The organism is Pseudomonas sp. ME-P-057, assembly GCF_030208975.1.
Classification (GTDB): Bacteria; Pseudomonadota; Gammaproteobacteria; order Pseudomonadales; family Pseudomonadaceae; genus Aquipseudomonas; species Aquipseudomonas lutea.
In genome coordinates, this window is sequence record NZ_JARVSX010000042.1 from 60,447 (window position 1) to 84,323 (window position 23,877).

Below are 23,877 nucleotides of genomic sequence, written 5' to 3' on the forward strand. Positions count from 1 at the left end.
TTTCGAAAACGTTGGCTTGGGCCGTTACCCCCCAAGGATAGACGGCTATTGCAAGGACTCAGCTCAATATGGAGACCGACCCCAGGTATTTCAAGGCGCGTGGCAGATTGTCGCAAGCCAGGCTGTCCAGCCAGTGCAGATCCTGCCAGCTGCGCAGCCATGTAAACTGCCTCTTGGCCAGCTGGCGCGTGGCGATGACGCCCCGCTCCTGCATCTCGTCCCAAGTCAGTCTGCCGTCCAGGTGATCCCAGACCTGGCGATACCCTACAGCTCTTATGGACGGTAAATTCGAGTGCAGATCACCCCTCGAACGTAGCGCTAAGACCTCTTCAACAAACCCTTCATCAAGCATTTGCCTGAAACGAACAGCAATTCGGTCGTGCAGCACCTTGCGATCCGTCGGAGCAATGGCGAGATTTGCGACAGTATAGGGCAATTGATGACGCCCCGAAGCGCTCGCTTGAGCACTTTGCTCAGTTTGTTGCTGACGGTGCGCTGTCATGCTCATGCCGCTGACCCTGAAGACCTCCAGCGCGCGAACCAGCCGCTGAGGATCGTTTGGGTGAATTCTGGCTGCCGACACCGGATCGATGCTCGCCAACTCGTCGTGCAAGGCCTGCCAACCTTGACTGGCCGCTTGCGCTTCGATTTGCGTACGAATTTCAGGGTCGGCGGCAGGCATATCGGCCAACCCTTCCAATAGAGCCTTGAAATACAACATCGTGCCGCCCACCAGCAGAGGAATTTTTCCTCGGCTGGTAATTTCAGCCATCGCCTGCAAGGCATCGGCACGAAACTCCGCCGCAGAATAGCTCTGGCTCGGATCGAGAATATCGATCAACCGATGCGGATACTTGTCCAGAAGCGCTTTGGATGGTTTGGCAGTGCCAATGTCCATGCCACGGTAAACCAGTGCAGAGTCGACGCTGATCAGCTCGCATGGCAGCACTTTAGTCAGCTCGATGGCCAGATCGGTTTTGCCCGCGGCGGTCGGCCCCATCAGAAAGATGGCCGGAGGTAGACTGCTCATCAGCGACCGCGCAGGAACAGTTTGTCCAGATCATCCAGACCCAACTGGGTCCAGGTGGGCCGTCCATGGTTGCACTGACCGCTGCGCTCGGTGTTTTCCATATCACGCAGCAGGCCGTTCATTTCCGGAATGGCCAGCCGGCGGTTGGCGCGAATGGCACCGTGACATGCCATGGTGCCGAGCAACTCATTCATGTGCGCCTGGACACGGTCGCTCGTGCCGTACTCCATCAGGTCACTCAGTACGTCATGTACCAGCCGATTTGCTTCGGCCTGTTTGAGAAGCGCGGGAATCTGTCGAATCGCCAGGCTCTCAGGGCCAAGACGCTGCAATTCAAAGCCCAACTGCTGGAAAATTGCCATGTGCTCTTCGGCGCAGTCAGCTTCACGCTGGCTGACTGCAATTGATTCGGGCACCAATAGAGGCTGGCCACTCAGGCCTTCGCTGGCCATCGCGATCTTCAGGCGCTCGTACATGATTCGCTCGTGAGCCGCGTGCATGTCGACCAGCACCAGCCCGTGGGCGTTTTCAGCAAGGATATAAATGCCTTTGAGCTGTGCCAGTGCATACCCCAAGGGCGGAACATCGCCCTGGGAATCTGGCAGCGCAACAGCGCCAGTAACTGGGGGTGCAGAGGCGCCCGGCAGAGGGGCAAAGAATTCACTGTACGCGGCGCGCGCCTCTTCGGCAGGCAGCACCGATGACGGCCGTGGCGTGTACTGGTATTGATAGCCCGCGCCACTGCCAGAGCCGGGCACGGAACCGGCCGGTGTATTCCAGGCCTGCCCCTGCGGGGTTTCCAGCACGCTATTGGCCAGGCGCATTTCGCCCTGCGGCCCGAACTCGCCGGCGTCCGGCCCGGTCGGCCGCACCAGCGCCGTGACAGAGGTCGTTCCGGCGAGCTGATCTTCAGGCCTGACGTCACCGAGTGCTCGGTGCAGCGTGCCGTAAAGAAAGTCGTGAACCATGCGCCCGTCGCGGAAGCGCACCTCATGCTTGGTGGGATGGACGTTGACGTCTACCACCGCAGGATCAACTTCAAAAAACAACACGAACGTAGGGTGACGGCCATTGAACAGCACGTCGCGATAAGCCTGCCGAACCGCATGGGCAACCAGTTTGTCGCGCACGGCACGGCCATTCACGAAGAAATATTGCAAGTCGGCCTGGCTGCGAGAGAAGGTTGGAAGCCCCACCCATCCCCACAGCTTCAAGCCGTTGCGTTCAACCTCAATGGGCAGTGCCTGCTCCAGGAAGCCAGGGCCGCAAATCGCCGAGACGCGTCGCGCCCGCGCTACATCATCCCTGGCCTCATGCAGGCTCAAAATGGTTTTGCCGTTATGGCGCAAATGAAAGGCGACGTCGAAGCGCGCCAGCGCCATGCGCTTGATCACTTCCTGCAAATGGTCAAATTCGGTTTTTTCGGCCTTGAGAAACTTGCGCCGCGCAGGGGTGTTGAAAAACAGGTCCCGCACTTCGACGGAGGTGCCAACAGGATGCGCAGCCGGCTGAACCCGCGAGGCCATGTCTCGGCCTTCGGTCTCGACCTGCCAGGCCTGATCGGCATCGCGGGTCCGAGACGTCAGGGTCAGGCGCGCCACAGAGCTGATCGACGCCAACGCCTCACCCCGAAAACCAAGGCTCATCACCCGCTCAAGGTCTTCCAGGTCGCGTATCTTGCTGGTGGCATGTCGCGCCAGGGCGAGGGGCAGGTCATCTGAAGAAATACCGCCCCCGTCGTCACGCACGCGCAGCAACTTGATGCCGGCCTGTTCGACGTCGACATCAATGCGCCGCGCGCCGGAGTCGAGGCTGTTCTCCAGCAGTTCCTTGATGACCGAGGCCGGTCGTTCGACGACCTCACCCGCTGCAATCTGGTTGGCAAGTCGGGGGCTCAGCAGCTGAATGCGTGCAGCCTCCGCAGCAGGCGCTTCGGCGCTTACACCAATGTCGAGATCTTGATCGCCCAGCAGCAGGTCAGTCACGGCTCACCCGCCAGTTCTGCGCTGGGAATCCTGAGTTGCTGACCGACTTTCAATTCGTCCGAGCTCATGTGGTTGACCGCACGGATCATCGGCATGGTCATGTCGTAGCGCGCAGCGATCATGCTCAGCGATTCACCGGGCCGCACCGTATGCTCGCGGGGACCCATGGCCAGCTTTCCGTTATCCCGTAGCCAGGCAATGTAGGTCCCTTGCGGCGGATTCTGCTGGAAGAACTGTTTCACGCCAGCCGTGATCGAGCGCGCCAAGGCTTGCTGATGGCTCGCACCTTCCAGCTTGTTGGCTTCGGCGGCATTGGAGATGAAACCGGTCTCGACCAGGATCGACGGAATATCGGGCGACTTGAGCACCATAAAGCCAGCTTGCTCGACCCGGGACTTGTGCAGTGACGTAACCCGCCCGATGTTGGTCAAGACCTTCTGCCCGACGTTGAGGCTCGACGTCAGCGATGCGGTCATGGACAAGTCCAGCAACACGCCAGCGAGCATGCGGTCCTTGTCGTCCAGGCTCACGGCGCCAGCACCACCGATCAGGTCGGAACGGTTTTCACTGTCGGCCAGCCAGCGCGCGGTTTCAGACGTCGCGCCGCGCTCGGACAAGGCGAACACCGAAGCGCCAAACGCCGCCGATGAAGGCGCTGCGTCAGCGTGAATGGACACGAACAGATCAGCACCCTTGGCCCGAGCGATTTCCGTGCGTTTACGCAGCGGGATGAAGTAGTCGCCGGTACGCGTAAGCTCGGCGCGGTAACCTTTCTCGCCATTGATCTGGCGCTGCAACTCCTTGGCAATTGCGAGCACGACGTTCTTTTCTTTCTCGCCTCTGCCACCGGAAGCGCCCGGGTCTTCCCCGCCGTGCCCGGCATCAATGACAACGACGATGTCTCGTTTGCCATTAGGCACCGGGGTGAGTTTGATTTCAGGCTTGGACGGGGAGATTGGCACCGCAGGCGTCGCGGGAGCCGCCGCCGCAGGTGTATCGGCAATGGAAGGCGCGGGGTTGGCATCCGCGGCGTTGTCGTACAGATCGACCACCAGACGATTGCCGTATTGCTGATTGGGCGCAAGCGTGAAGCTTTTCGGCGTCACTGCCTTTTTCAGGTCGATGACTACGCGCAGATCGTCGGGGGTGCGCTGAGCGGAGCGCATGCTGGTGATCGGCGTGTTCGCTGTCGGCACATTCAGCGCACCGCCGAGGGTCGCGCCATTGATATCGATGACCAGACGATCAGGAGATTGCAGGGTGAAAACGCTGTGCTGAACAGGCCCGGACAGGTCGAAAACCAACCGAGTGTTATCCGGAGCACGCCATAAGCGGACACTTCGTACCTGTGAAGCGGCCAACGCGTCGACAGCCAGTGTCGCCATCAGCAGTCCAATCACAGTAACCAGCGCGCGCATGCGCATACCAAACCCCATATCTATTGAGTGTCTATTTGAATTCCGGCGCCAAAGCGGCACACCACGTCTCGCCACGCGAGCTTTTTGGGCTCAGGGTCAATGTCCGACCCTCATCACGCGGCCTTATGGTAATGATCAGGTCGGGCTTTGGCAAAAAGCCTGCACCCAGATTGGGCCACTCGATCAGACAAAGAGCGTCGCCCTCGAAGTAGTCCCGGATGCCGAGGAATTCTAGCTCTTCTGGGTCAACAAGTCGGTAGAGATCAAAGTGATACGCGCGGTTTCTCCCAATTTCGTAAGGTTCTACCAACGTAAATGTAGGACTTTTGACCGCGCCGGCATGCCCCAGCCCGCGGATAATGCCTCGGGACAATGTGGTCTTGCCCGCCCCCAAGTCACCCTCCAGAAAGATAATCCCATTGCTTTCAGTCACTTGGGCGATACGTGCGCCGAATTGGGTCATGGCTTCTTCACCCATGAGGTCCAGGGTTAACTCAGACACGGCTGGTGCTCCTCCAGAAGCTGACGAATAACAGGAATCAGATCAGCGGCAGCGAGCCCGCGCCCGCTGGCGCCGCATTTCTCGCCCGCCAGCGCATGGAGCCAGACGCCCAGACAGGCAGCGTCGTAGGCCGGCATCTTTTGCGCCATCAGCGCGCCGATGACACCGGACAGCACATCGCCCAAGCCACCGGTCGCCATCGCCGGATGACCATGATTGGCCAGTGCGAGGTCGCCCGCTGGATTGGCGACCAGACTGCCGCTGCCTTTCAAGACACACACGGTATTGAATTTCTTTGCCAGCGCCCTGGCCGCAGCCGGACGATCGGCCTGCACCGCTTTCGTATCGATACCCAGCAAGCGCGCGGCTTCCCCCGGGTGCGGTGTGATTACGCTGTCCGCAGGTAGCCGCACTGCACCTGTCGCCAACTGGTTCAAGGCGTCGGCGTCCCAGACCTGCGCCCGTGAAGCGTTCGCCGCAGCGGACAGGAGGCTGCGCCCCCAACCGTGCTGGCCCAGGCCTGGACCGACCACAAGCACCGAGGCGGGCTCGATCAGGGCATAAAGTTGATTGGCAGAGCTGACGCCAGCGCTCATGACCTCCGGAAACCGCGCCAGTGCAGCGGTGATGTGTTCCGGACGCGTTGCCAGCGTGACCATGCCAGCACCGCACCGCAGCGTGCTTTCAGTGGCGAGCAGCGCAGCGCCGCCAAAACCCAGATCGCCGCCCACTACCAACACTCGACCGAACATGCCCTTGTGCGCAGTCGGTGGACGAGGCGCCAACCTTGGCAGGTTGAAGGTGTCCAGCCGTTTGATGCTGACTGGCGTCTGGCGAATGATGTCAGGATCCGCCTGCAGATCATCGAACACGCACTCCCCCACTTGATCGGGCGCATCGCCTGTGAACAGGCCAATCTTCAGACCGATGAAGGTGACGGTGAGGTCAGCGCGAACAGCACACCCCAGCGTTCGTCCGGTGTCTGCGCACAGTCCCGAAGGGAGGTCGACGGCTACCACGGGCCGGCCGCTGTCGTTGATCGCCTCGATAGCCTGTGCATAAGGCGCGCGCACATCTCCTTTGAGCCCGGTACCCAACAGCGCATCGACGACAATGCCGGTCAGCGCTTGCTGCTGCCACGGCTGGATGTCGACGTGTGCGGCCATCGCCTCTTCGTAGGCTGACCTGGCGTCGCCCGCCAAAGCGGCGCAATCGCCTACCGCCAGTACGGTGACTTGCCAGCCGGCGCGTTTGGCCAACGCTGCGATAAGGTAGCCATCGCCAGCGTTGTTGCCGCGACCGGCCATTACCGTGAGTTGCTTGGCATCGGGCCAGCGGCGACGTATCGCACGCCACGCAGCATGAGCGGCACGCTGCATCAGCTCGAATCCGGGTGTGCCCGCGGCAATCAGGCGCGCGTCGAGGTCGCGCACCTGGGCGGCGCTATACAGTGCGTCGGGAAATAGGGGTTTGCTGTGCAACATGCGTCTTCGGGCTCCGATGTCTGGCAGAATTATACGCACCTGCGCCCCGGTGTCCTCCTTGCATGTCCGCGATAACTGTAGATCCATCCACAGCCTCAGTGCGCCTCACGGCAGCCGAACTGACAGACCTTGCCCAATCGATCAAGGAATGGGGGCGTGAGCTCGGCTTTCAGCAAGTCGGGATCTCGGGGCTGGACCTGGCTGAACATGAGCGGCACCTTGAGCGCTGGCTCGAAGCGGGGTACCACGGCGAGATGGACTATATGGCAGCGCACGGCAGCAAACGTTCGCATCCGGACGAACTGGTGCCGGGAACGCTGCGGGTGGTGTCGTTGCGGATGGATTATCTGCCCGGCGATACGCAAATGGCGCAGTTGCTGGGTCAGCCGGAAAAAGCCTACGTCTCCCGTTATGCGCTGGGCCGTGACTATCACAAGCTCATTCGCAAGCGCGTACAGCAGTTGGCCGAACGCGTCCAGCAGGCCATCGGCCCCTTTGGGTTCCGGGCTTTTGTCGACAGTGCACCGGTGCTGGAGAAGGCTATCGCCGAGCAGGCAGGGCTTGGCTGGATCGGCAAGAACACATTGGTGCTCAATCGTAAGGCCGGCAGTTACTTCTTCCTGAGTGAATTGTTCGTTGACCTGCCCCTGCCCGTCGATGCGCCGCACGTGACGGAACATTGCGGTCGCTGCACGGCGTGCCTGGATGTGTGCCCGACCAACGCCTTTGTCGGACCGTACGTGCTGGATGCACGCAAGTGCATCTCTTACCTTACGATCGAGCTGAAAACGTCGATCCCCGAAGACTTGCGCTCACTGATTGGCAATCGGGTGTTTGGCTGTGATGATTGCCAGATTGTCTGCCCCTGGAATCGCTTTGCCCGGCCGACTGATCAATCGGATTTCAAACCGCGCCACGGCCTCGACAACGCTGAACTGACGACGCTGTTTTTGTGGGACGAAACGACGTTTCTGAGCAATACCGAAGGGTCGCCCCTGCGGCGCGCCGGCTATGAGCGCTGGCTGAGGAATCTAGCGGTGGGACTGGGCAATGCACCGTCTACCATCCCGGTGATCGAAGCCCTGAAAGCCCGGCTGGGCCATCCGTCGGAGATGGTGCGCGAGCATGTGGAATGGGCGCTTAAACAGCATGAGATCAAGGCTGCAGCGCGCATCCTGTAGCAGCGCTCTGTCAGTGGCCATCCTTGTAAACAAACTTCGGCATCTCCCAGCGAAACCTGATCGCGAGCAGCCTCAGTAACAGCCCGCCAAACAGCGTGATCAGCGTGCCCTGCTCCACTGGCAGCCCGGCGTACTGACACAGCAAAAAGCACCACGCCGCTGCAAATGACACGCTCGCATACAGCTCGCGACGAAAGATGAGCGGGATGTCGTTGCAGAAGATGTCTCGCAGAATCCCGCCGAACACGCCCGTGATTACACCGCTCACGGCGGCGACGGTCATGCTCAATCCCATGTCCAGCGCGGTCATGCAGCCAATCAGGGTGAACGCCACCAGACCCAGCGCATCGAGCACCAGAAACAATGAACGTAAATGCCGCATCAGCGGCGCAATGAAGATAGTCACCAGCGCCGCGATGCTGGTGAGAATCAGATACTCGGGGTGCTTGACCCAGGTCAGTGGGTAATGCCCCAGCAGCACATCGCGAACCGACCCGCCGCCCAGTGCGGTGATGCAAGCGATCAGTACCACACCGAACCAGTCCATACCGCGGCGACCGGCAGACAGCGCGCCGGTCATGGCTTCTGCAGTAATGGCGATCAGGTAGAGCATCAACAACATGGTGGCAGTCCCTGCGAGAAAGGGGCGCAGTCTAACCATTCGACCGAAGCACCCATATAGAGAGCACTTCTACCTGAGCGCTATCTTGTCGGCGAGACCCGGCGACCGACGCCCTGCCCTCATGCCTTGATGAAGTGCTCGCGATAAAAACGCAGCTCGGCGATCGATTCGCGGATATCGTCCAGCGCCAGGTGAGTGCTGCCCTTCTTGAACTTCAGTTCCGGCGACCAGCGCGCGGCCAGTTCCTTGAGGGTCGATACGTCGAGGTTGCGGTAATGGAAGTAGTTTTCCAGCGTGGGCATGCGCTTGTACAAAAAGCGGCGATCCTGGCAGATGCTGTTGCCGCAGATGGGCGAACTGCGCTCGGGCACCCATTGCTTGATGAACTCAAGCGTCATGGCCTCGGCTTCATCGTTGGAGATTTTGCTCTCGCGCACGCGCTGGGTCAGGCCGGAACCACCGTGCTGACGGGTGTTCCATTCGTCCATGCCGTTCAGCAGCTCATCGCTTTGGTGAACCGCGATGACCGGGCCCTCGGCCAACGTGTTGAGCTCGCTGTCGGTGATGATGGTTGCCATCTCGATGATGACGTCGTTATCCGGGTCCAGACCGGTCATTTCCAGGTCGATCCAGATAAGATTCTGTTTGTTCTGCATATGTCGGCTCCTCAGCGTTGGCGCGCAGTTTAGCCCACCCGGGCGTGCTAGACTCGCTCGCGCTCTATCAAATCAGCAGCTTTTATGCGTCTTCAAACGGAACACTGAACACCCATGGCCAAACGCCAACTCAACCGCCGCCAGAACTGGCGCATCGAAAAGATTCAGGGCGAACGTGCAGCACGTGCCGCCAAACGCGAATCAAACGCCCTCGAAACGCTGGAAGGCGGCGATCTGGGTCCCGAGCAAACGGGTCTGGTCATCGCGCACTTTGGCGTGCAAGTGGAAGTCGAGGCGCAGGACGGCGAGCTGCAGGGTCAGGTTTTCCGCTGCCATTTGCGCGCCAACCTCCCGGCCCTGGTTACTGGCGACCGAGTTGTGTGGCGCGCCGGCAATCAAGGCATCGGAGTCATCGTGGCGCAGTTGCCGCGGGACACCGAACTGAGCCGCCCGGACAGCCGAGGCCAGCTCAAGCCGGTCGCCGCCAACGTCGACCTTATCGTCATCGTCTTCGCGCCCATGCCCGAACCCCACGCCAACCTGATCGACCGTTATCTGGTGGCCGCCGAGCACGCCGGCATTCGCCCGCTATTGCTGCTCAACAAATTCGACTTGATCGACGATCAAAACGCTCCTGCACTCAATGCGCTGCTGGCGGTGTACCGCACGCTGGGTTATCCGGTGCTGGAAGTTTCAGCGCACCACGGCGACGGCATGCAGCAGTTGCAAGACCAGCTTGATGGCCACATCAGTGTGTTCGTCGGTCAGTCCGGCGTCGGCAAGTCCTCGCTGGTGAACAGCCTGTTGCCGGAAGTTGGCACCCGCGTGGGGCCGTTGTCGGAATATTCAGGTCAGGGCACGCACACCACGACCACCGCGCGTCTGTTCCACTTTCCGCGTGGCGGCGACTTGATCGATTCCCCCGGCATTCGGGAGTTCGGGCTGGGCCACGTCAGCCGAGCTGACGTCGAAGCGGGCTTCATCGAGTTCAACGACCTGCTGGGCAGATGCCGCTTCCGCGACTGCAAACACGACCGCGAACCCGGCTGTGCATTGCTGCAAGGCTTGGCAGACGGTCGCGTGCAACAGCAGCGGATGAACAGCTATCGTTCGATCATCGCGAGCTTGCCGGAAAGCAGCTACTGACGGGCGCCGCCCAACCTGGCACCGCGGTCGGAGATCAACTGTAGGAGCCGGCTTGCTGGCGAACGCGGTGGGTCAGTTACGCTTCCGTGCCTGACCTGACGCGTTCGCCAGCGAGCCGGCTCCTACGGACTTCACCGTTCCAGATGAAAGGTTTTAGAGGGCAAACAAAAACGCCGCGATCATCGCGGCGTTTGTGTATGTGCAGCCAGGCGTCAGTTCCTGGTTTCGTCGATCTTCAGCTGGCCCTGATCGAAAATGTTCAGCTTCTGCCGAATCTCGTGGGGCTGGGCATACGCCTGGGGATCAACGGCGGGCGTCGAGATCGATGCCCCCGGTTGATTGGCAGGTGCAATGGCGCCTGGCGTCGGCGCTGGCGCAGCGCCGCTCGGTGCATCCGGCGTTTGCGGTGCTTCACCCGAGTTCTGCGCGCCTTCGATACGCTGCTGCGCTTTCTTGGTCATCACCACGATGTCGATACGGCGGTTGATCGGGTTCTGCGGGTGCTGCTTGTCGTACAGCGCCGACGAGGCGTAACCCACCACACGTGCCACTTGCGGATCGGGGTAACCTCCCGCCACCAACGCCCGGCGTGCGGCGTTCGCGCGACCTGACGACAGCTCCCAGTTACCGAAGCCGTTGTTGCCCACGTAAGGCGTCGCATCGGTGTGACCGCTGATGCTGACTTTGTTCGGCACCGCTTTGATGGTGTCGGCCATGGCCAGCAGGATGTCTTCGAAATACGGTTTAAGCTTCGCGCTGCCGATATCAAACATCGGGCGGTTGTCCGCGTCCGTGATCTGGATACGCAAACCGTCCTGAGTAATCTCGAACAGAATCTGGTCCTTGAACTTCGCCAGTTGCGGGTTCTCGTTCACCTTGGTCTGCAGTTCCTGCAGCAACATCTCCAGACGGTCCTGCTCAACCTGCTCGGCAGCCGAGTCCTGCTGATCGGCATCAACCGGCACGCGGTCTGGTGCAGGCGTCGATTTGACTTCCGGGTTGAGCGTCTGGTCAGGAGACATCTCCGGCGAGCCGCCCAGGTCGATCACATAGGGCGAGCCGCTGTCGGAGAAACCGACCGGGTCCTTGAAGTAACCGGCAATGGCGACCAGTTGCTCGGGCGTGGCCGACGACATCAGCCAGAGCACAAGGAAGAACGCCATCATCGCCGTCGCAAAGTCGGCGAAGGCAATCTTCCAGGCGCCGCCGTGGTGCCCCCCGCCAAAGCGCTTGACGCGCTTTATGATAATCGGCTGATTATTTTCCATGGATCAACGACCGCGGACAGCTTGTTCCAGCTCACTGAAGCTGGGGCGATGGGCTGGATAAAGCACCTTGCGACCGAACTCTACAGCCAGCGAAGGCGGCACACCGGACGCCGACGCAACCAGCGAGGCCTTGATCGATTCGTAGACATTCATCTCCTCTTTGGCATCGTGAGCCAGAGAAGTAGCCAGCGGGCCGAAGAAGCCGTAGGCCGCCAGAATACCGAAGAACGTACCGACCAGCGCCGCACCTACGTGCATGCCGATCGCGGCCTTGTCGCCCGAACCCAGGGACGCCATGGTCACAACGATACCCAGTACCGCAGCGACGATACCGAAACCGGGCATCGCATCGGCCACCCCGGTGACCGCATGGGAAGGATGCTCAAGCTCTTCTTTCATGCTCAGCAGCTCCATGTCGAACAAGCCTTCCAGCTCGTGCGGCGCCATGTTGCCGGAGGACATGATGCGCAGGTAATCGCAGATGAACGCGATCATGCGGGTGTCTTTGAGCACGCCTGGATATTTGGCGAAAATCGGGCTGTTCTCAGGTTCTTCGATGTCCCCTTCAATGGCCATCATGCCTTCGCGACGGCTTTTGTTGAGGATCTCGTAGACCAGGCCCAACACCTCGAGGTAGTAACCATGGGTGAACCGGGTGCTGAACATCTTCAAGGACTTCTTGATGACCAGCATGGTCATATAGCCCGGGTTGGCTTGCAGGAATGCACCCAGCGCCGCACCGCCGATGATCATGACCTCGAAAGGTTGGATCAACGCAGCGATCTGACCGTGGGACAGTACGTATCCGCCGAGAACGCTCGCGAAAACGACGATGATGCCGATAATTTTTGCCATAGGTAGAAAATACTTACTGAGTCGGGTTCATGGTCATTGCGCGAGAAGCGCCTGAAACTCTTGTCCTGCTTATCGGCATGAATGCGCCAGACTATAGTCAGAACACGCGAAAATCCTGACCGATGTGTGCCGCCGGACCGTGTGCTGCAAGGGCCAGCATGATGCCAGTACTCGACGTCGATCTAATCTCCCAGCCGTACGGGTGTTGTGAATGCAATCAGATAAAGCTACGTCGCTCCCTGTCCCCCGCAGCCTGGATCAATGGATAAAGCAGCTCGACAGCATCGCGTTGCCGGTGCCCGCAGTGGCGCATCAGCGAGTTCAGGCCGCGTTGACCGACAGTCGTCGCTCGTTGCGTGACATCGCAGACCTCATGCAAGACAGCCCGGCCTTGGTGCTCAATGTTCTGCGCGAGGCCAACCTGGCCAATAACGCCCTGACTCAGCCTGCGGAGAGTCTTGAGGTAGCCATCAATCGCCTGGGCCTGGCGCGTACGGAGGCGTTGCTGGCGCGGTTGCCCAGCGTCGACGCACGCGAGATTCCGGTGGCCTTGCGCCAATTGCAGATGATCAGCCAGCACGCGATGCAACAGGCTTACGGTTTATTTGCCAATCAACTGGCACGGCTGTGGCAGGACATCCACCTGGGCAGTCTGCTTTTTCTCTCGCCGCTCTGGCCCATGGCGCTGGCACACCCCACGCTGCTGGAAGAGTGGGAGCTGCGGGTTATCCACAAGGGCGAATGCGCCAAGTCGGTGGAAAACTCGCTGTTTGGCGTGCGGCTGGTGCATCTCTGTCAGGCGCTGGCACACCACTGGCGCCTGCCTGTCTGGGTGACCCAAGGGTACGAACTGCTGACCTCTCAGCAGCGCAGTCTGGTTAAAGTCCTGCGCATCGCTCACGGCAACGACGACGCACTCAAGCAGCGGCAGCAGCTCGATGCCGATCTGCCTCTTCGACGCTGGCTCAATCAGCCCGCCAACACGATTTTGTTGGCCAACGGCCTGGCGCTTTCCGCGCATCAAGCCTGGGACACGCCGCACAGCCTGCGCTGGCAACTGTTGACCAGTCTTTATCTGCAGCAGCCGCTGGACGAGCTTCAACAGCAGGTTCACCAAAATGCTGTGGCCAGTGCGCGTCAGCACTCGACCCCGGACATCTGGCATCCGGCACAGGCGCTGCTTTGGCCGTGGAACGCGCGCCGCGTGCACAATGGCTTGCTGCCAGCGCCAGCGCCCACACCCGATGCGTTGCAGGTATGGCGCAGGCATTGCGCCGACCTCCTCAAAGAGCCCGGCATTTTCATCAACGCGATGCACCTGACAACTTGCGCTCGGGATGCATTGGTAGCGGCCGGTATGCAGCGGGTGGTGTTGCTGATGACTGATCGAAAAACCGACAGCCTGCGTGTGCATCAAATCGCAGGGCTGGACAAGTCAGCCGCCGCGCTGCTGGTTCCCTACAACAACAGTACATTGCTGCAGCGCCTGCTTGCACAGCCCACACAGCTACGCCTGACACCTGCGAACAACGCGCAGTTCTCGGCGCTGCTGCCGGCACAACTGCGCCATTTGTTCAGCGGCGAACATCTCTTGATCCGCTCACTTGCCAGCAATGGTCGCGTGGTGATGTTGGTGATGGCCGATCAGGGGGGTGGGCCTTTTTCTGAAATGTCCGTGCAGGCGTTCGGCAAAACCGGACAGTGCATCGAGAAAGCGCTCACGACCTTTAGCCATCGCAACGGCTGACAGCTGAGCTACAATTCGCAACCTTTTCGCGATCCGGAGACGCCAAATGTCTGCCTTTTCAAGCTTGCCGCTGGTCATCGAGCCCGCAGACCTGCAGGCCCGCCTCAGCGCTCCCGAGCTTATTCTGGTCGACCTGACCAGCCCGGCCCGCTACGAGGCCGGGCACCTGCCCGGCGCACGTTTTGTCGATCCGAAACGCACACAACTGGGCTTGCCCCCTGCGCCGGGGCTGTTGCCAACCCAGACGCAACTGGAGGCTCTGTTCGGTGAACTGGGCCACAATCCTGACGCCGTCTACGTGGTTTACGACGACGAAGGCGGCGGTTGGGCAGGCCGCTTCATCTGGTTGCTCGACGTGATCGGACACAAAAAGTATCACTATCTCGACGGCGGGCTGCTTGCCTGGCAAGGCGAAGGTCTGCAACTGTCGACAGACGTGCCGGCTGCCGCGGGTGGTCCTGTTCAGCTGACGTTGCACGACGAGCCCACTGCGACCCGTGAGTACCTGCACAGCCGTCTTGGCGCCGCTGATCTGGCGATCTGGGATGCTCGCGCACCGACGGAGTATTCCGGTGAAAAGGTCGTCGCGGCCAAAGGCGGCCATATACCGGGCGCGGTGAATTTCGAATGGACTGCGGGCATGGATCAGACGCGCAATCTGCGTATCCGTAAAGACATGCCCCAGATCCTCGAAAGCCTCGGCATCACGCCGGATAAAGAGATCATTACGCACTGCCAGACCCACCACCGCTCCGGCTTCACCTATCTGGTGGCCAAGGCACTGGGCTACCCGAGAGTGAAAGGCTATGCCGGGTCGTGGGGCGAATGGGGCAATCACCCGGACACCCCGGTTGAAAAATGAATCGACGCCCAATGGGGCTCACTGTGCATTTCCCTTTCCAAACGTTTAGGAATCTTGATGAAACAGCGTCTGTTTATTCTTTTCCAGTATTTGCTTCCCCACCATCTGCTGTCGCGCCTGGCGGGCTGTGTTGCCGAATGCCGGGTGCGCTGGTTCAAAAACGCATTTACCCAATGGTTCGTACGCCGCTATCAGGTTGACATGTCCCAGGCCCAGGTCGAGGACATCACCGCGTATCAGCACTTCAATGACTTCTTCACCCGCGCACTCAAGCCGGGCGCCCGCCCGCTGGACGATACGCCGGGCGCGATCCTCTGCCCCGCCGACGGCGCAGTCAGTCAATTGGGTCCGATTGAACATGGCCGGATTTTCCAGGCCAAGGGTCACAGCTACAGCGCACTGGAACTGCTTGGCGGTGATGCGCGTCTGTCTGCGCCGTTCATGGGTGGCGAATTCGCGACCGTTTACCTTTCACCCAAGGATTACCACCGCGTTCACATGCCGCTCGCCGGCACCCTGCGCGAAATGGTTTATGTGCCTGGCCGGCTGTTCTCGGTCAACCAGACCACTGCGGAAAACGTGCCCGAGCTCTTCGCGCGCAATGAACGGGTGGTCTGCCTGTTCGACACTGAGCGCGGTCCGATGGCGGTGGTACTGGTCGGCGCGATGATCGTTGCATCGATCGAAACCGTCTGGGCGGGCCTGGTTACGCCGCCCAAGCGTGGGCTAAAAACGTTCCGCTACGACGAGGCCGCGCGTGCTCCTATCCATCTCGAAAAGGGTGCGGAGCTGGGCCGCTTCAAACTGGGCTCCACGGCCATCGTGTTGTTTGGCCCGAACCAGGTGAAATGGTCCGAACTGCTGGCGGCCGGTTCGCCTGTCCGGATGGGCGAAGGGCTCGCGTTGCCTGTGCAGGCCTGATTCTTGCGTAGGTCTACGGACTGAAAGCACGATGCTGTTTTTCTGACGCGACGGTTGGCCTGCAGGGGTAACCGTCAACGGCCCGCCGGGACGATTTTCTGTGCTCAGGGTCAGCGGCGGCTCGTGTCGGATGCTGCTAGAGTTCCATGTCAATGCTGTAGGAAACTTCACTTTCATTGGACGTAATCGTGCTCTTTTCGCCCGGCGAGGGTGGTTCGCCCCGGAGTTGGACGCCGCCGTTCAGGCCTGCTGTTGGAGTTTGCCCGTCACATGAGTAATTTAAGCCTCCCGCTGTTGTTGCGCGCCCCTGTGCCGACGCAGTCGAGCCTGTCGTTCTGTGACGCGACCCCAAAAGACATGAAGCGCTGGATCGCGACATTGCCCAAGGCCAACCTCGGTGAGATGGCGCGTCAGCTTTACCAGGGTCTGGGCGAGCTGAATCAGTTGCTCACGCCCAGTGACAATCGCATGCAGCTTCTGGAATTGCTTCGTCCGGAAGTGTTCTTTGTGTGCAAGCATCTGGAGCGCCATTTTCTTAACCAGTCGGTGGTGCTCGAAGAGCGTCCGCGAAAAGTGGCCAACCTCTGCCAGGCGCTGCAAAATCATCTGGCCATCGGCTACAAGCAGATCATCGCGCGGGTGGCTCCCAAGCTCAGCAAGGATCGTATCGGGCTGCTGACCACTGCGCTCCAGCGCGCGCTAAGCTGCCTGAACGGTCCGCTGATCCGCGCAAACCAGCTTTACTGCCCGGTGCAGGATGGCTTGTGGCTTGAACTGCACCAGATTTACCAAATTGCTCGTCAGCATCGACTGCACAACGTGCCGGTGGCCGATAGCCTGGCCCTCAACACTCAGGCCATGAGCGTCGAGCACACCTACCTCGTTGCCCTGATGATGGGCTGCTCCCGCTGCAACCAGATGCGCCAGCACAATATCGGCAAGCTGGCCGAAGCGCTTGATGCCTGGAGCGCGATGGTTACGCTGCAGCAACCTCTGGATGACAAGAGCTTGTACGCTGTGGCGCCCGGCACCGACATGGCGCCTCGTTATGCTGCCCTGTACGACGATGACCAACGGGCGAACCTGCTTGGCATCGACCCTCGCCCCCTTTCGGCAGCGCTGGAACGCTACATGGAACTGCCCCCGGCGGAACGCGGAAAGTCACCGCTGAAGGTTCCGCCAGGTTTGTCCATGGACGTGCTGCAGCACCTTGCTGCCGCCTGGGGCGATGTCTCCGAGCGCGCCTTTCAACGCACGCCAGGGCAAGGCACGCTGACTGTTTGCGTGGGCATGAGCGCCCTGCATTACTACGTCGGCGGTCAGCAGTCTTTCAGCGACCTGTTGCAGATGTCGACATTGTCTAGAGCGGCCGAATTCAGCCTTCAGCCGCTCAAGCCGGGCCGTCATGATCCGTGGGCGGAGGCCGCAGATGCAGCCCGCCCGGGCACTGCGAACACCATGTTGCCGTTCGAGGAAATTGAATATAAGCGCGACGATGCCGAAGGCAACGCTGCTTCGGACGGGCAGAAAAGCTTTCCGACTTATGCTCTGCACATCGTAAATCACAGCCCTGGCGGCTATTGCCTCGCCTGGCCGAAAGAAGTGCCTGACCAGTTGCAGGCAGGCGAGATGATCGGTATTCAGGATCACGGCCACGGCTGGAGTATTGCGGTCGTTCGCTGGGTACGGCAGGTGCGGGGCGGCGGCATGCAGATGGGGGTCGAGCTCATCGCCCCGTTTGCCCAGGCGTGCGGCATGCAGTTGACGCGTGCCGAGCAGAGCAGCCAGTTCCTGCGCGCTTTGCTACTGCCAGAGGTTCGCGCCATAGACGTGCCCGCGACGGTTATCGCACCGCGTGTACCATTCGAGGATGGCTCCAGGGTGCTGATCAATACCAGCGGCGAAGAGCGGCGCGCCAGCCTGAGCAACCGCCGTGCAACGACGGGCAGCTATAACCAGTTCGAGTATCAGATCATCGAGGGGCCGAAGAAGACCACGCCTTCAAACGATGGCGGCCCAGAGCAGGAATTTGATTCACTGTGGACCGTGCTTTGAGCCAGTGAGGCATCCCTCGGAATGCCTCGACGACGTCGGTGCCGTTTAAAAGCCCCGCCCTTCCCGATCACGAACCCCCAGCAAATACAGCACGCCGTCCAGTCCCAGGGTCGAGATGGCTTGCTTTGCCGACTGCTTGACCAGCGGCTTGGCGCGGAACGCAACGCCGAGACCGGCGATGGCAAGCATTGGCAAGTCGTTTGCGCCGTCGCCAACTGCAATGGTCTGCTCCAGACTCAAGCCTTCCTTGCTCGCCAACTCCCGTAACAGGTCGGCCTTGCGCTGAGCGTCCACGATAGGCTCGATGGCATTGCCCGTGCATTTGCCGTCGAACACTTCCAGTTCGTTGGCAAAAATGTAGTCAATGCCCAACCGGGCCTGCAATTGGCGGGCAAAGTAGGTGAAGCCGCCCGACAGAATCGCGGTTTTATAGCCCAGCCGCTTGAGTTCGGCGAACAGGGTTTCGGCGCCTTCAGTCAAGCGCAACGAAGCGCCGATTTCATCGAGCACTTTGACGTCCAGCCCTTTGAGCAGCGCCAGCCGCTCTTTGAAACTGGCCCGAAAATCAAGCTCGCCGCGCATCGCGCGCTCAGTGATCTCCGAAACACGCTCGCCGACGCCATGGGCCTTGGCCAACTCGTCGATGACCTCGGCCTCGATCAGGGTCGAGTCCATATCGAACACTGCAAGGCGGCGATTGCGGCGGTACAGGGAATCCTGCTGGAACGCGATGTCGACGTTCAGCGCTTGTGCAACCTGCAGGAACTCGGCTTGCATCTGCTGGGCATCCGCCGGTTCACCGCGTACGGAGAACTCGACGCAGGCCTTGCCTTTCGCGCTTGGTGCGTCCAGCGGCACGCGCGCAGAAAGCCGGTCGATTCGATCGATGTTCAAACCGTACTTGGCGGTGATCGCGCTGACGGTCTGCAATTGCTCGGCGGTGACCTTGCGCGTCAGCAGCGTCACGATGTGCCGCGCCTTGCCTTGCCCGTCGACCCAATGCTGATAGTCGGCTTCGCTGACGCGGCTGAAACGCACTTGCTGGCCCAGTTCGTCAGCAGCCGTTTGAAGGCTCTGAAGCACGGACGCGCCTGATTCGGTGTCAGGCAGTTCAATCAAGAGGCCGAAGGACAGCACGTCATGAATCACCGCCTGACCGATGTCGAGAATGTTCACGCCGCCTTCGGCCAGCACACCGGTGATGGCCGCAGTGAGGCCGGGACGGTCTGCACCGGTGATGTTTATCAGGACGATTTCGCGCAAGGCGCACCCCCGCAGTTGAAAAAAACCGCATTCTACGCACTTTCAGTGACCGCCGGGCACAGCCAGCGCTTTGCCGCTACAGGGTCGCTCGCTATACTGCGCCCCAACTTCACCAAGAGAGCCGTGCTCAGTGAACCGGCCCACGCCAGTAAAAACCGATAATTTCTTCTTGCTGATCTTCCGGGCATTGCGTCATCGACGTGTACCGATTGCTTTGCGCATCGCCAGCCATAACGTGATCCTCGTCGCGCTGGCTCTGGTGATCTACGCCTGCGTCATGGGTTTGCAGTTCAAGCAAGCCATGCACGAACAGGCCGACGCATTGGGGCAAGCCCTGACCACTCAGACCGCCACGTCCGCGACCGAGCTGCTGGTGTCCAATGACATCCTCAGCCTGAACGTGCTTCTGGGCAATCTGGTGAAAAATCCGCTGGTGGCCCATGCGGCTATCTATAGCCCCGACAACCGCATCCTTGCCGAAGCCGGCCAGCGCCCGAAAAACGGTTTGCTGGGCGAAGCGGAGGGGCTCTACGAAATCAAGATCACCTTCCAGGACGTGGTCGCCGGGACGCTGCGCATCAGCCTGGACATGGGGCAGTTCCAACAGCCACTGACCATCAGCCTGCAGAGCATGGCGATTCTGGCCGGTATCCTGCTGGCACTGGCGCTGGCCTTGAGCCTTCGTCTGGGACGGCACATTTCCACGCCCATGCTGCAACTGCGAATGTGGTTGCGCTACATCGACCCCTATACGCCGGCCACAGAGCGTCAGGACGAAATCGGGGACCTGGCTCGCCAGCTGAAGACCTCGTATGCGCCGCCCGAGCCAGAGCCGGTGCCTGTTCCCGAGCCTGTACAGGTCGAGGATGAAGAGGACGCCTCCCCCGAGTTCGATAGCAGTGATCTTTCCGACCCTGACTTCGACGACGCGCCCAAGCCACGTGCCACGGTGATTCCGGCGCGCCGCATCGTCGCCGAGGAAGATGAAGACGACGAAGAAGATCCGTTCGCGGACCTTCGCGATCACTCCCCCGTTGCGCCGAAACCTGCGCCACGGCCGATTTTGCCTGTCGTCCCCTCGCAGCCTCAGTACAGCGCGGTACTGGCGGTGCAACTGGGTTCTCAGGAGCAGCTTCGCCGGCTCCCACGCACGCGTCTGACCGAACTGCTCGAGCGCTACCGCGACTGTATTGATCAAGCCGCTTCGCTGTACGACAGCGAACTGCACACATTGAACGACGGCAGCTCGCTGATGGTGTTCAGCACGCAGGACAGCGGGGACGATTACCTGACCAACGCAATCTGCTGCGGCGAGTTGCTGCGTGCGTTGAGCCATGCGTTGCAGATCGAAGTCGCCGACAGCGGGATCACCCTTCAGCTTCAGCTGGGCCTGACGTTGGGCGAGGGTCTTCACGGGATGAATCAGATCGATCTGCTGCTGACCGAAACCGCCCAGGACGCGCTGGCCCTTTCTCAGCACAGCCGCAATTTGCTGCTGGTAGAGCGCAAGATCAGCGAAGACCCGACCATTCGCCAGCGTGCGCGCATACGCCCGATCGCCAGCCCGGAGGGTGCAAGCTGCGTGGAGCGTTTGATGGAGCCCTATCCATCGATGCTCGAACGCCAACTGGCGCGTATGCACGAAGCCCGCAAGGTCTGACGGTTATAGCAGCCATAAAAAAGCCCGCATCGCTGCGGGCTTTTTAATGGCTCTTTTTTGTGGCCGCCAATACTAGAAGCGAAACACTTCCAGGTCGGTGCGGATCGGTGATGCCATCGGGATCTTGGGCTTGTCCTGATCGGTACGGGTCTTGGCTGGCGTGGCCGCTCGCTTGGGCTCGTCCGCCACCAGCGGCTGACTGGCGATAGGTTTGACCGCGACGCTCAGCTTGTCTGCCAGGCGTTGCAGCAAGACCCCTTGAGCCTTGACCTGCGCAGCGGAAGAGCCAGCGTGCGGTTCTTCCAGGTGGATGATCTTGCTGTCGCGAACGTTGCCGCGGCGGTCGAGCAAACGCCACTGGGCATCAAGTACCGCGGGTTGTTTGACACCCGAATCCAGTCGGGTGATCGACAGCACCACTTGCACATCCGGCGTGAAGTTGGCCGCTGCAGGCGCCATGACTACCCGTTGGCTGTCGAGCTTCCAGGCCAGCTGGCGCAGAAGCAGTTGGTCAATATCAGAGGACAGGCTACCCGCCCAGCGACCCTCGGTGGATGCTGTGAGACTGCCATCCGGTTGACGCTGAAGTAAGGTTTCGCGTTGTAGATAGTCGGCGATTGCCACCGGGCCCAATACAACTGCGACCCCGCCATTTTGTTTCGGTTGCCCAGGTTCGCCGCTGTCGAGCTGATAGAGCGACGTGGGCTGATGAACGCTGCAACCGGCCAAACCCAAAACGCCGGCTAACAACAGAACACGGGGAACACGTAGAAAATTCATCATCCCGTCCAAGTGAACGCCGTGTAACGCGCTCACGCTGTTAAATGCTTTGAAGACATGAAGGCATTCCGCCACGGCGGCGCCAGATGACGTCATATCATCCGTGAATATGTGCGCTGACTCCAGCGATTCTGAGTCGCTCTCGTGACGAAACGAAGAGCGACTGCGCAACCAGCCGCTTTAGCTGGCGCTTTCCACCAGCAAGGCATCGACGCGCTGGAATCCGCGCGGCAGCTTGTTACCCCGGCGTCCGCGCTCGCCTTTGTAGTGTTCGAGATCGTCGGGTTTGAGCGACAGATGGCGCTTACCGGCCTGCAGCACCAGTGTTGCGCCATTGGGGATGACGGCCAGGTCGGTGACGTACTCCTCCCGGCTGGCAACACGATCGCCCGGAATACCAATGATCTTGTTGCCTTTGCCTTTGCCAAGCTGTGGCAGGTCGCTGATCTTGAATACCAGCAGGCGGCCTTCAGTGGTCACCACAGCGAGCCAGTTCTGTTCGCGGTCAGGCACAGGGCGCGGCAGAATCACCTTAGCCCCGGCCGGAAGACTCAGCAGCGCCTTGCCCGCCTTGTTCTTGGCCTGCAGGTCTTCACCCTTGACCACAAAACCGTAGCCGGCGTCGGAAGCAACCACGTACAAGGCGTCGTCCTCTGGCAGCAGCACGCATTCGAACGTGGCGGCCGGCGGCGGTGTCAGGCGACCCGTCAGCGGATCGCCCTGCCCTCTGGCGGACGGCAATGTATGCGCCGCCAGCGAATAGCTGCGCCCTGTCGAGTCGATGAACACCGCAAACTGGTTCGACCGGCCCGCTGCTGCTGCCTTGAAGCCATCGCCTGCTTTGTACGAAAGCCCGGTAGCGTCGATGTCGTGGCCTTTGGCGCAGCGCACCCAGCCTTTTTCCGACAGCACCACGGTGACCGGTTCTGTGGGCATCAGCTCGTTTTCCGACAGCGCTTTGGCCTCCGCACGCTCAACAATGGGCGAGCGACGGTCATCGCCGTAGGTCTGGGCATCAGCAATCAGTTCAGTGCGTACCAGCTTGCGCAACTTTGTTTCGCTGCCCAGCAGGGCGAGCAACTTGGCTTGCTCCTTGAGCAGTTCATCCTGCTCGCCGCGCAGCTTCATCTCTTCCAGACGGGCCAGCTGACGCAACCGTGTGTCGAGGATGTAATCAGCCTGAATCTCGGACAACGCAAAACGCGCGATCAGCTCGGCTTTCGGGTGCTCGGCGGTACGGATGATATGAATCACTTCATCCAGGTTCAGATACGCGGTGAGCAAGCCTTCCAACAGGTGGAGACGACGCTCGACTTTATCCAGGCGGAACTGCAGCCGGCGGCGCACGGTGTTAATACGGAAGGTCAGCCACTCCGACAGCAGTGCTTTCAGATTCTTGAGCTGCGGCTTGCCGTCCAGACCGATGATGTTAACGTTCACGCGATAGCTGGATTCCAGCTCGGTGGTGGCGAACAGATGCTGCATCAGCTCTTCAGGGTCCACGCGATTGGAGCGCGGAATAATCACGATGCGGCACGGGTGCTCGTGGTCTGACTCATCGCGCAGGTCCGCCACCATCGGCAGCTTCTTGGCCTGCATTTGCGCCGCGATCTGTTCCAGCACCTTAGCGCCTGAAACTTGATGCGGCAGCGCGGTGACGACGATATCGCCGTCTTCAACCCGGTAAACCGCCCGCATCCGCACCGAGCCACGGCCGGTTTCGTAGATTTTCAGCAGGTCGGCACGCGGAGTGATGATTTCCGCTTCTGTCGGGTAATCAGGACCCTGAATGTGTTCGCACAGTTGTTCGATGGTCGCTTTCGGCTCGTCGAGCAGGCGCACACACGCCGACGCGACCTCTCGCAGGTTGTGCGGCGGGACATCAGTGGCCATGCCGACAGCAATGCCGGTGGTGCCATTGAGCAGGATATTTGGCAGGCGCGCAGGCAAAACGGCCGGCTCGTCCAGCGTGCCGTCAAAGTTCGGCACCCAGTCGGCCGTACCCTGTCCCAACTCGGAAAGCAGTACCTCGGAATACCGCGACAGCCGGGCTTCGGTGTATCGCATGGCTGCGAATGACTTGGGGTCGTCCGGCGCACCCCAGTTGCCCTGGCCATCGACCAGCGTGTAGCGATAGCTGAAAGGCTGCGCCATCAGCACCATTGCTTCGTAGCAGGCGGAGTCGCCGTGCGGGTGAAACTTGCCGAGGACGTCACCTACGGTACGCGCCGACTTCTTGTGCTTGGCGTCAGCGTCCAGGCCCAGCTCGCTCATCGCGTAGACGATGCGTCGCTGCACCGGCTTCAGGCCGTCGCCAATATGCGGCAGCGCCCGGTCCATGATCACGTACATGGAGTAGTTGAGATAGGCCTGTTCGGTGAAGTCAGCCAGCGATCGGCGTTCTACGCCGTCCAGGCTGAGGTCAAGGGAATCGCTCATGCG

The 23,877-nt window shown here is 60.6% G+C and carries 18 protein-coding genes and 2 pseudogenes; 8 read left to right on the forward strand and 12 right to left on the reverse strand.

Annotation, left to right across the window (positions count from 1 at the left end):
- Window positions 1-58: 58 nt before the first annotated feature.
- The 5 genes from miaA to QRN48_RS22635 are packed head-to-tail and all read right to left on the reverse strand — an operon-like array spanning window position 59 to window position 6,419.
- Window positions 59-1,030, reverse strand: coding sequence for a tRNA (adenosine(37)-N6)-dimethylallyltransferase MiaA (miaA, locus tag QRN48_RS22615; RefSeq protein WP_285353416.1), 972 nt, complete (start codon window positions 1,028-1,030; stop codon window positions 59-61).
- Window positions 1,030-2,979, reverse strand: a complete 1,950-nt coding sequence (mutL, locus tag QRN48_RS22620) for a DNA mismatch repair endonuclease MutL (RefSeq protein WP_285353488.1) — start codon at window positions 2,977-2,979, stop codon at window positions 1,030-1,032. Before mutL ends, miaA begins: the two co-directional genes overlap by 1 nt.
- 32 nt (window positions 2,980-3,011) lie before the next feature.
- The gene (locus tag QRN48_RS22625; RefSeq protein ID WP_037015737.1) at window positions 3,012-4,439 is read right to left on the reverse strand and encodes an N-acetylmuramoyl-L-alanine amidase; all 1,428 of its coding nucleotides are present in this window, start codon (window positions 4,437-4,439) and stop codon (window positions 3,012-3,014) included.
- 25 nt (window positions 4,440-4,464) lie between these two features.
- Entirely contained in the window at window positions 4,465-4,935 is a 471-nt protein-coding gene (tsaE, locus tag QRN48_RS22630) for a tRNA (adenosine(37)-N6)-threonylcarbamoyltransferase complex ATPase subunit type 1 TsaE (RefSeq protein ID WP_037015740.1), read from the reverse strand.
- Window positions 4,923-6,419 carry an NAD(P)H-hydrate dehydratase gene (locus tag QRN48_RS22635; protein ID WP_191942726.1) on the reverse strand — a complete coding sequence of 499 codons (1,497 nt, stop codon included), beginning with the start codon at window positions 6,417-6,419 and terminating at the stop codon, window positions 4,923-4,925. The genes tsaE and QRN48_RS22635 overlap by 13 nt, the downstream gene beginning before the upstream one ends.
- A 62-nt stretch (window positions 6,420-6,481) precedes the next feature.
- On the opposite strand from QRN48_RS22635, the gene queG reads away from it, so the two are divergent.
- Window positions 6,482-7,600, forward strand: a complete 1,119-nt coding sequence (queG, locus tag QRN48_RS22640) for a tRNA epoxyqueuosine(34) reductase QueG (RefSeq protein ID WP_285353419.1) — start codon at window positions 6,482-6,484, stop codon at window positions 7,598-7,600.
- A 10-nt stretch (window positions 7,601-7,610) separates the two neighbouring features.
- Here queG and QRN48_RS22645 read toward each other — a convergent pair whose 3' ends face one another.
- Window positions 7,611-8,222 (reverse strand): trimeric intracellular cation channel family protein, encoded by a 612-nt coding sequence (locus QRN48_RS22645; protein ID WP_037015750.1) that lies wholly within the window; start codon window positions 8,220-8,222, stop codon window positions 7,611-7,613.
- Window positions 8,223-8,341: 119 nt separating this feature from the next.
- A complete protein-coding gene (orn, locus tag QRN48_RS22650; RefSeq protein ID WP_191942725.1) occupies window positions 8,342-8,878 on the reverse strand; it encodes an oligoribonuclease in 537 nt (178 codons plus the stop codon).
- 114 nt (window positions 8,879-8,992) lie between these two features.
- Here orn and rsgA point away from each other — a divergent pair, with 114 nt between their 5' ends.
- Window positions 8,993-10,024, forward strand: a complete 1,032-nt coding sequence (rsgA, locus tag QRN48_RS22655) for a small ribosomal subunit biogenesis GTPase RsgA (protein ID WP_037015758.1) — start codon at window positions 8,993-8,995, stop codon at window positions 10,022-10,024.
- A 212-nt stretch (window positions 10,025-10,236) separates the two neighbouring features.
- On the opposite strand, the gene motB is transcribed toward rsgA, so the two are convergent.
- Window positions 10,237-11,292 (reverse strand): flagellar motor protein MotB, encoded by a 1,056-nt coding sequence (motB, locus tag QRN48_RS22660; protein ID WP_037015761.1) that lies wholly within the window; start codon window positions 11,290-11,292, stop codon window positions 10,237-10,239.
- A gap of 3 nt (window positions 11,293-11,295) precedes the next feature.
- Complete coding sequence (gene motA / locus QRN48_RS22665; RefSeq protein ID WP_037015764.1) at window positions 11,296-12,147, reverse strand: flagellar motor stator protein MotA; 852 nt, start codon at window positions 12,145-12,147, stop codon at window positions 11,296-11,298.
- A gap of 211 nt (window positions 12,148-12,358) precedes the next feature.
- On the opposite strand from motA, the gene QRN48_RS22670 reads away from it, so the two are divergent.
- The 4 genes from QRN48_RS22670 to QRN48_RS22685 all read left to right on the forward strand — a co-directional run bounded on the left by QRN48_RS22670 (window position 12,359) and on the right by QRN48_RS22685 (window position 17,732).
- The gene (locus tag QRN48_RS22670; protein ID WP_285353423.1) at window positions 12,359-13,894 is read left to right on the forward strand and encodes an HDOD domain-containing protein; all 1,536 of its coding nucleotides are present in this window, start codon (window positions 12,359-12,361) and stop codon (window positions 13,892-13,894) included.
- 46 nt (window positions 13,895-13,940) lie between these two features.
- The gene (locus tag QRN48_RS22675) at window positions 13,941-14,756 is read left to right on the forward strand and encodes a rhodanese-like domain-containing protein (RefSeq protein WP_285353425.1); all 816 of its coding nucleotides are present in this window, start codon (window positions 13,941-13,943) and stop codon (window positions 14,754-14,756) included.
- A 51-nt stretch (window positions 14,757-14,807) separates the two neighbouring features.
- Window positions 14,808-15,677, forward strand: a complete 870-nt coding sequence (asd, locus tag QRN48_RS22680) for an archaetidylserine decarboxylase (RefSeq protein ID WP_285353490.1) — start codon at window positions 14,808-14,810, stop codon at window positions 15,675-15,677.
- Window positions 15,678-15,947: 270 nt separating this feature from the next.
- Entirely contained in the window at window positions 15,948-17,732 is a 1,785-nt protein-coding gene (locus QRN48_RS22685) for a cyclic-di-GMP receptor FimW-related protein (protein ID WP_285353427.1), read from the forward strand.
- 45 nt (window positions 17,733-17,777) lie between these two features.
- Here the strand turns inward: QRN48_RS22685 and serB are convergent, their stop codons facing one another.
- Complete coding sequence (serB, locus tag QRN48_RS22690; RefSeq protein ID WP_285353429.1) at window positions 17,778-18,995, reverse strand: phosphoserine phosphatase SerB; 1,218 nt, start codon at window positions 18,993-18,995, stop codon at window positions 17,778-17,780.
- A gap of 130 nt (window positions 18,996-19,125) precedes the next feature.
- Here serB and QRN48_RS25470 point away from each other — a divergent pair.
- Together QRN48_RS25470 and QRN48_RS25475 are read left to right on the forward strand one after the other, a co-directional pair.
- Window positions 19,126-19,878: pseudogene (locus QRN48_RS25470) on the forward strand (AhpA/YtjB family protein); the annotation flags it as partial.
- Window positions 19,879-19,950: 72 nt separating this feature from the next.
- Window positions 19,951-20,655, forward strand: a pseudogene (locus tag QRN48_RS25475) (histidine kinase); the annotation flags it as partial.
- A gap of 72 nt (window positions 20,656-20,727) precedes the next feature.
- On the opposite strand, the gene QRN48_RS22700 reads toward QRN48_RS25475, so the two are convergent.
- Window positions 20,728-21,435 carry a PqiC family protein gene (locus tag QRN48_RS22700; protein ID WP_037017498.1) on the reverse strand — a complete coding sequence of 236 codons (708 nt, stop codon included), beginning with the start codon at window positions 21,433-21,435 and terminating at the stop codon, window positions 20,728-20,730.
- Window positions 21,436-21,615: 180 nt separating this feature from the next.
- Entirely contained in the window at window positions 21,616-23,874 is a 2,259-nt protein-coding gene (parC, locus tag QRN48_RS22705; protein ID WP_285353433.1) for a DNA topoisomerase IV subunit A, read from the reverse strand.
- Window positions 23,875-23,877 lie beyond the last annotated feature (3 nt).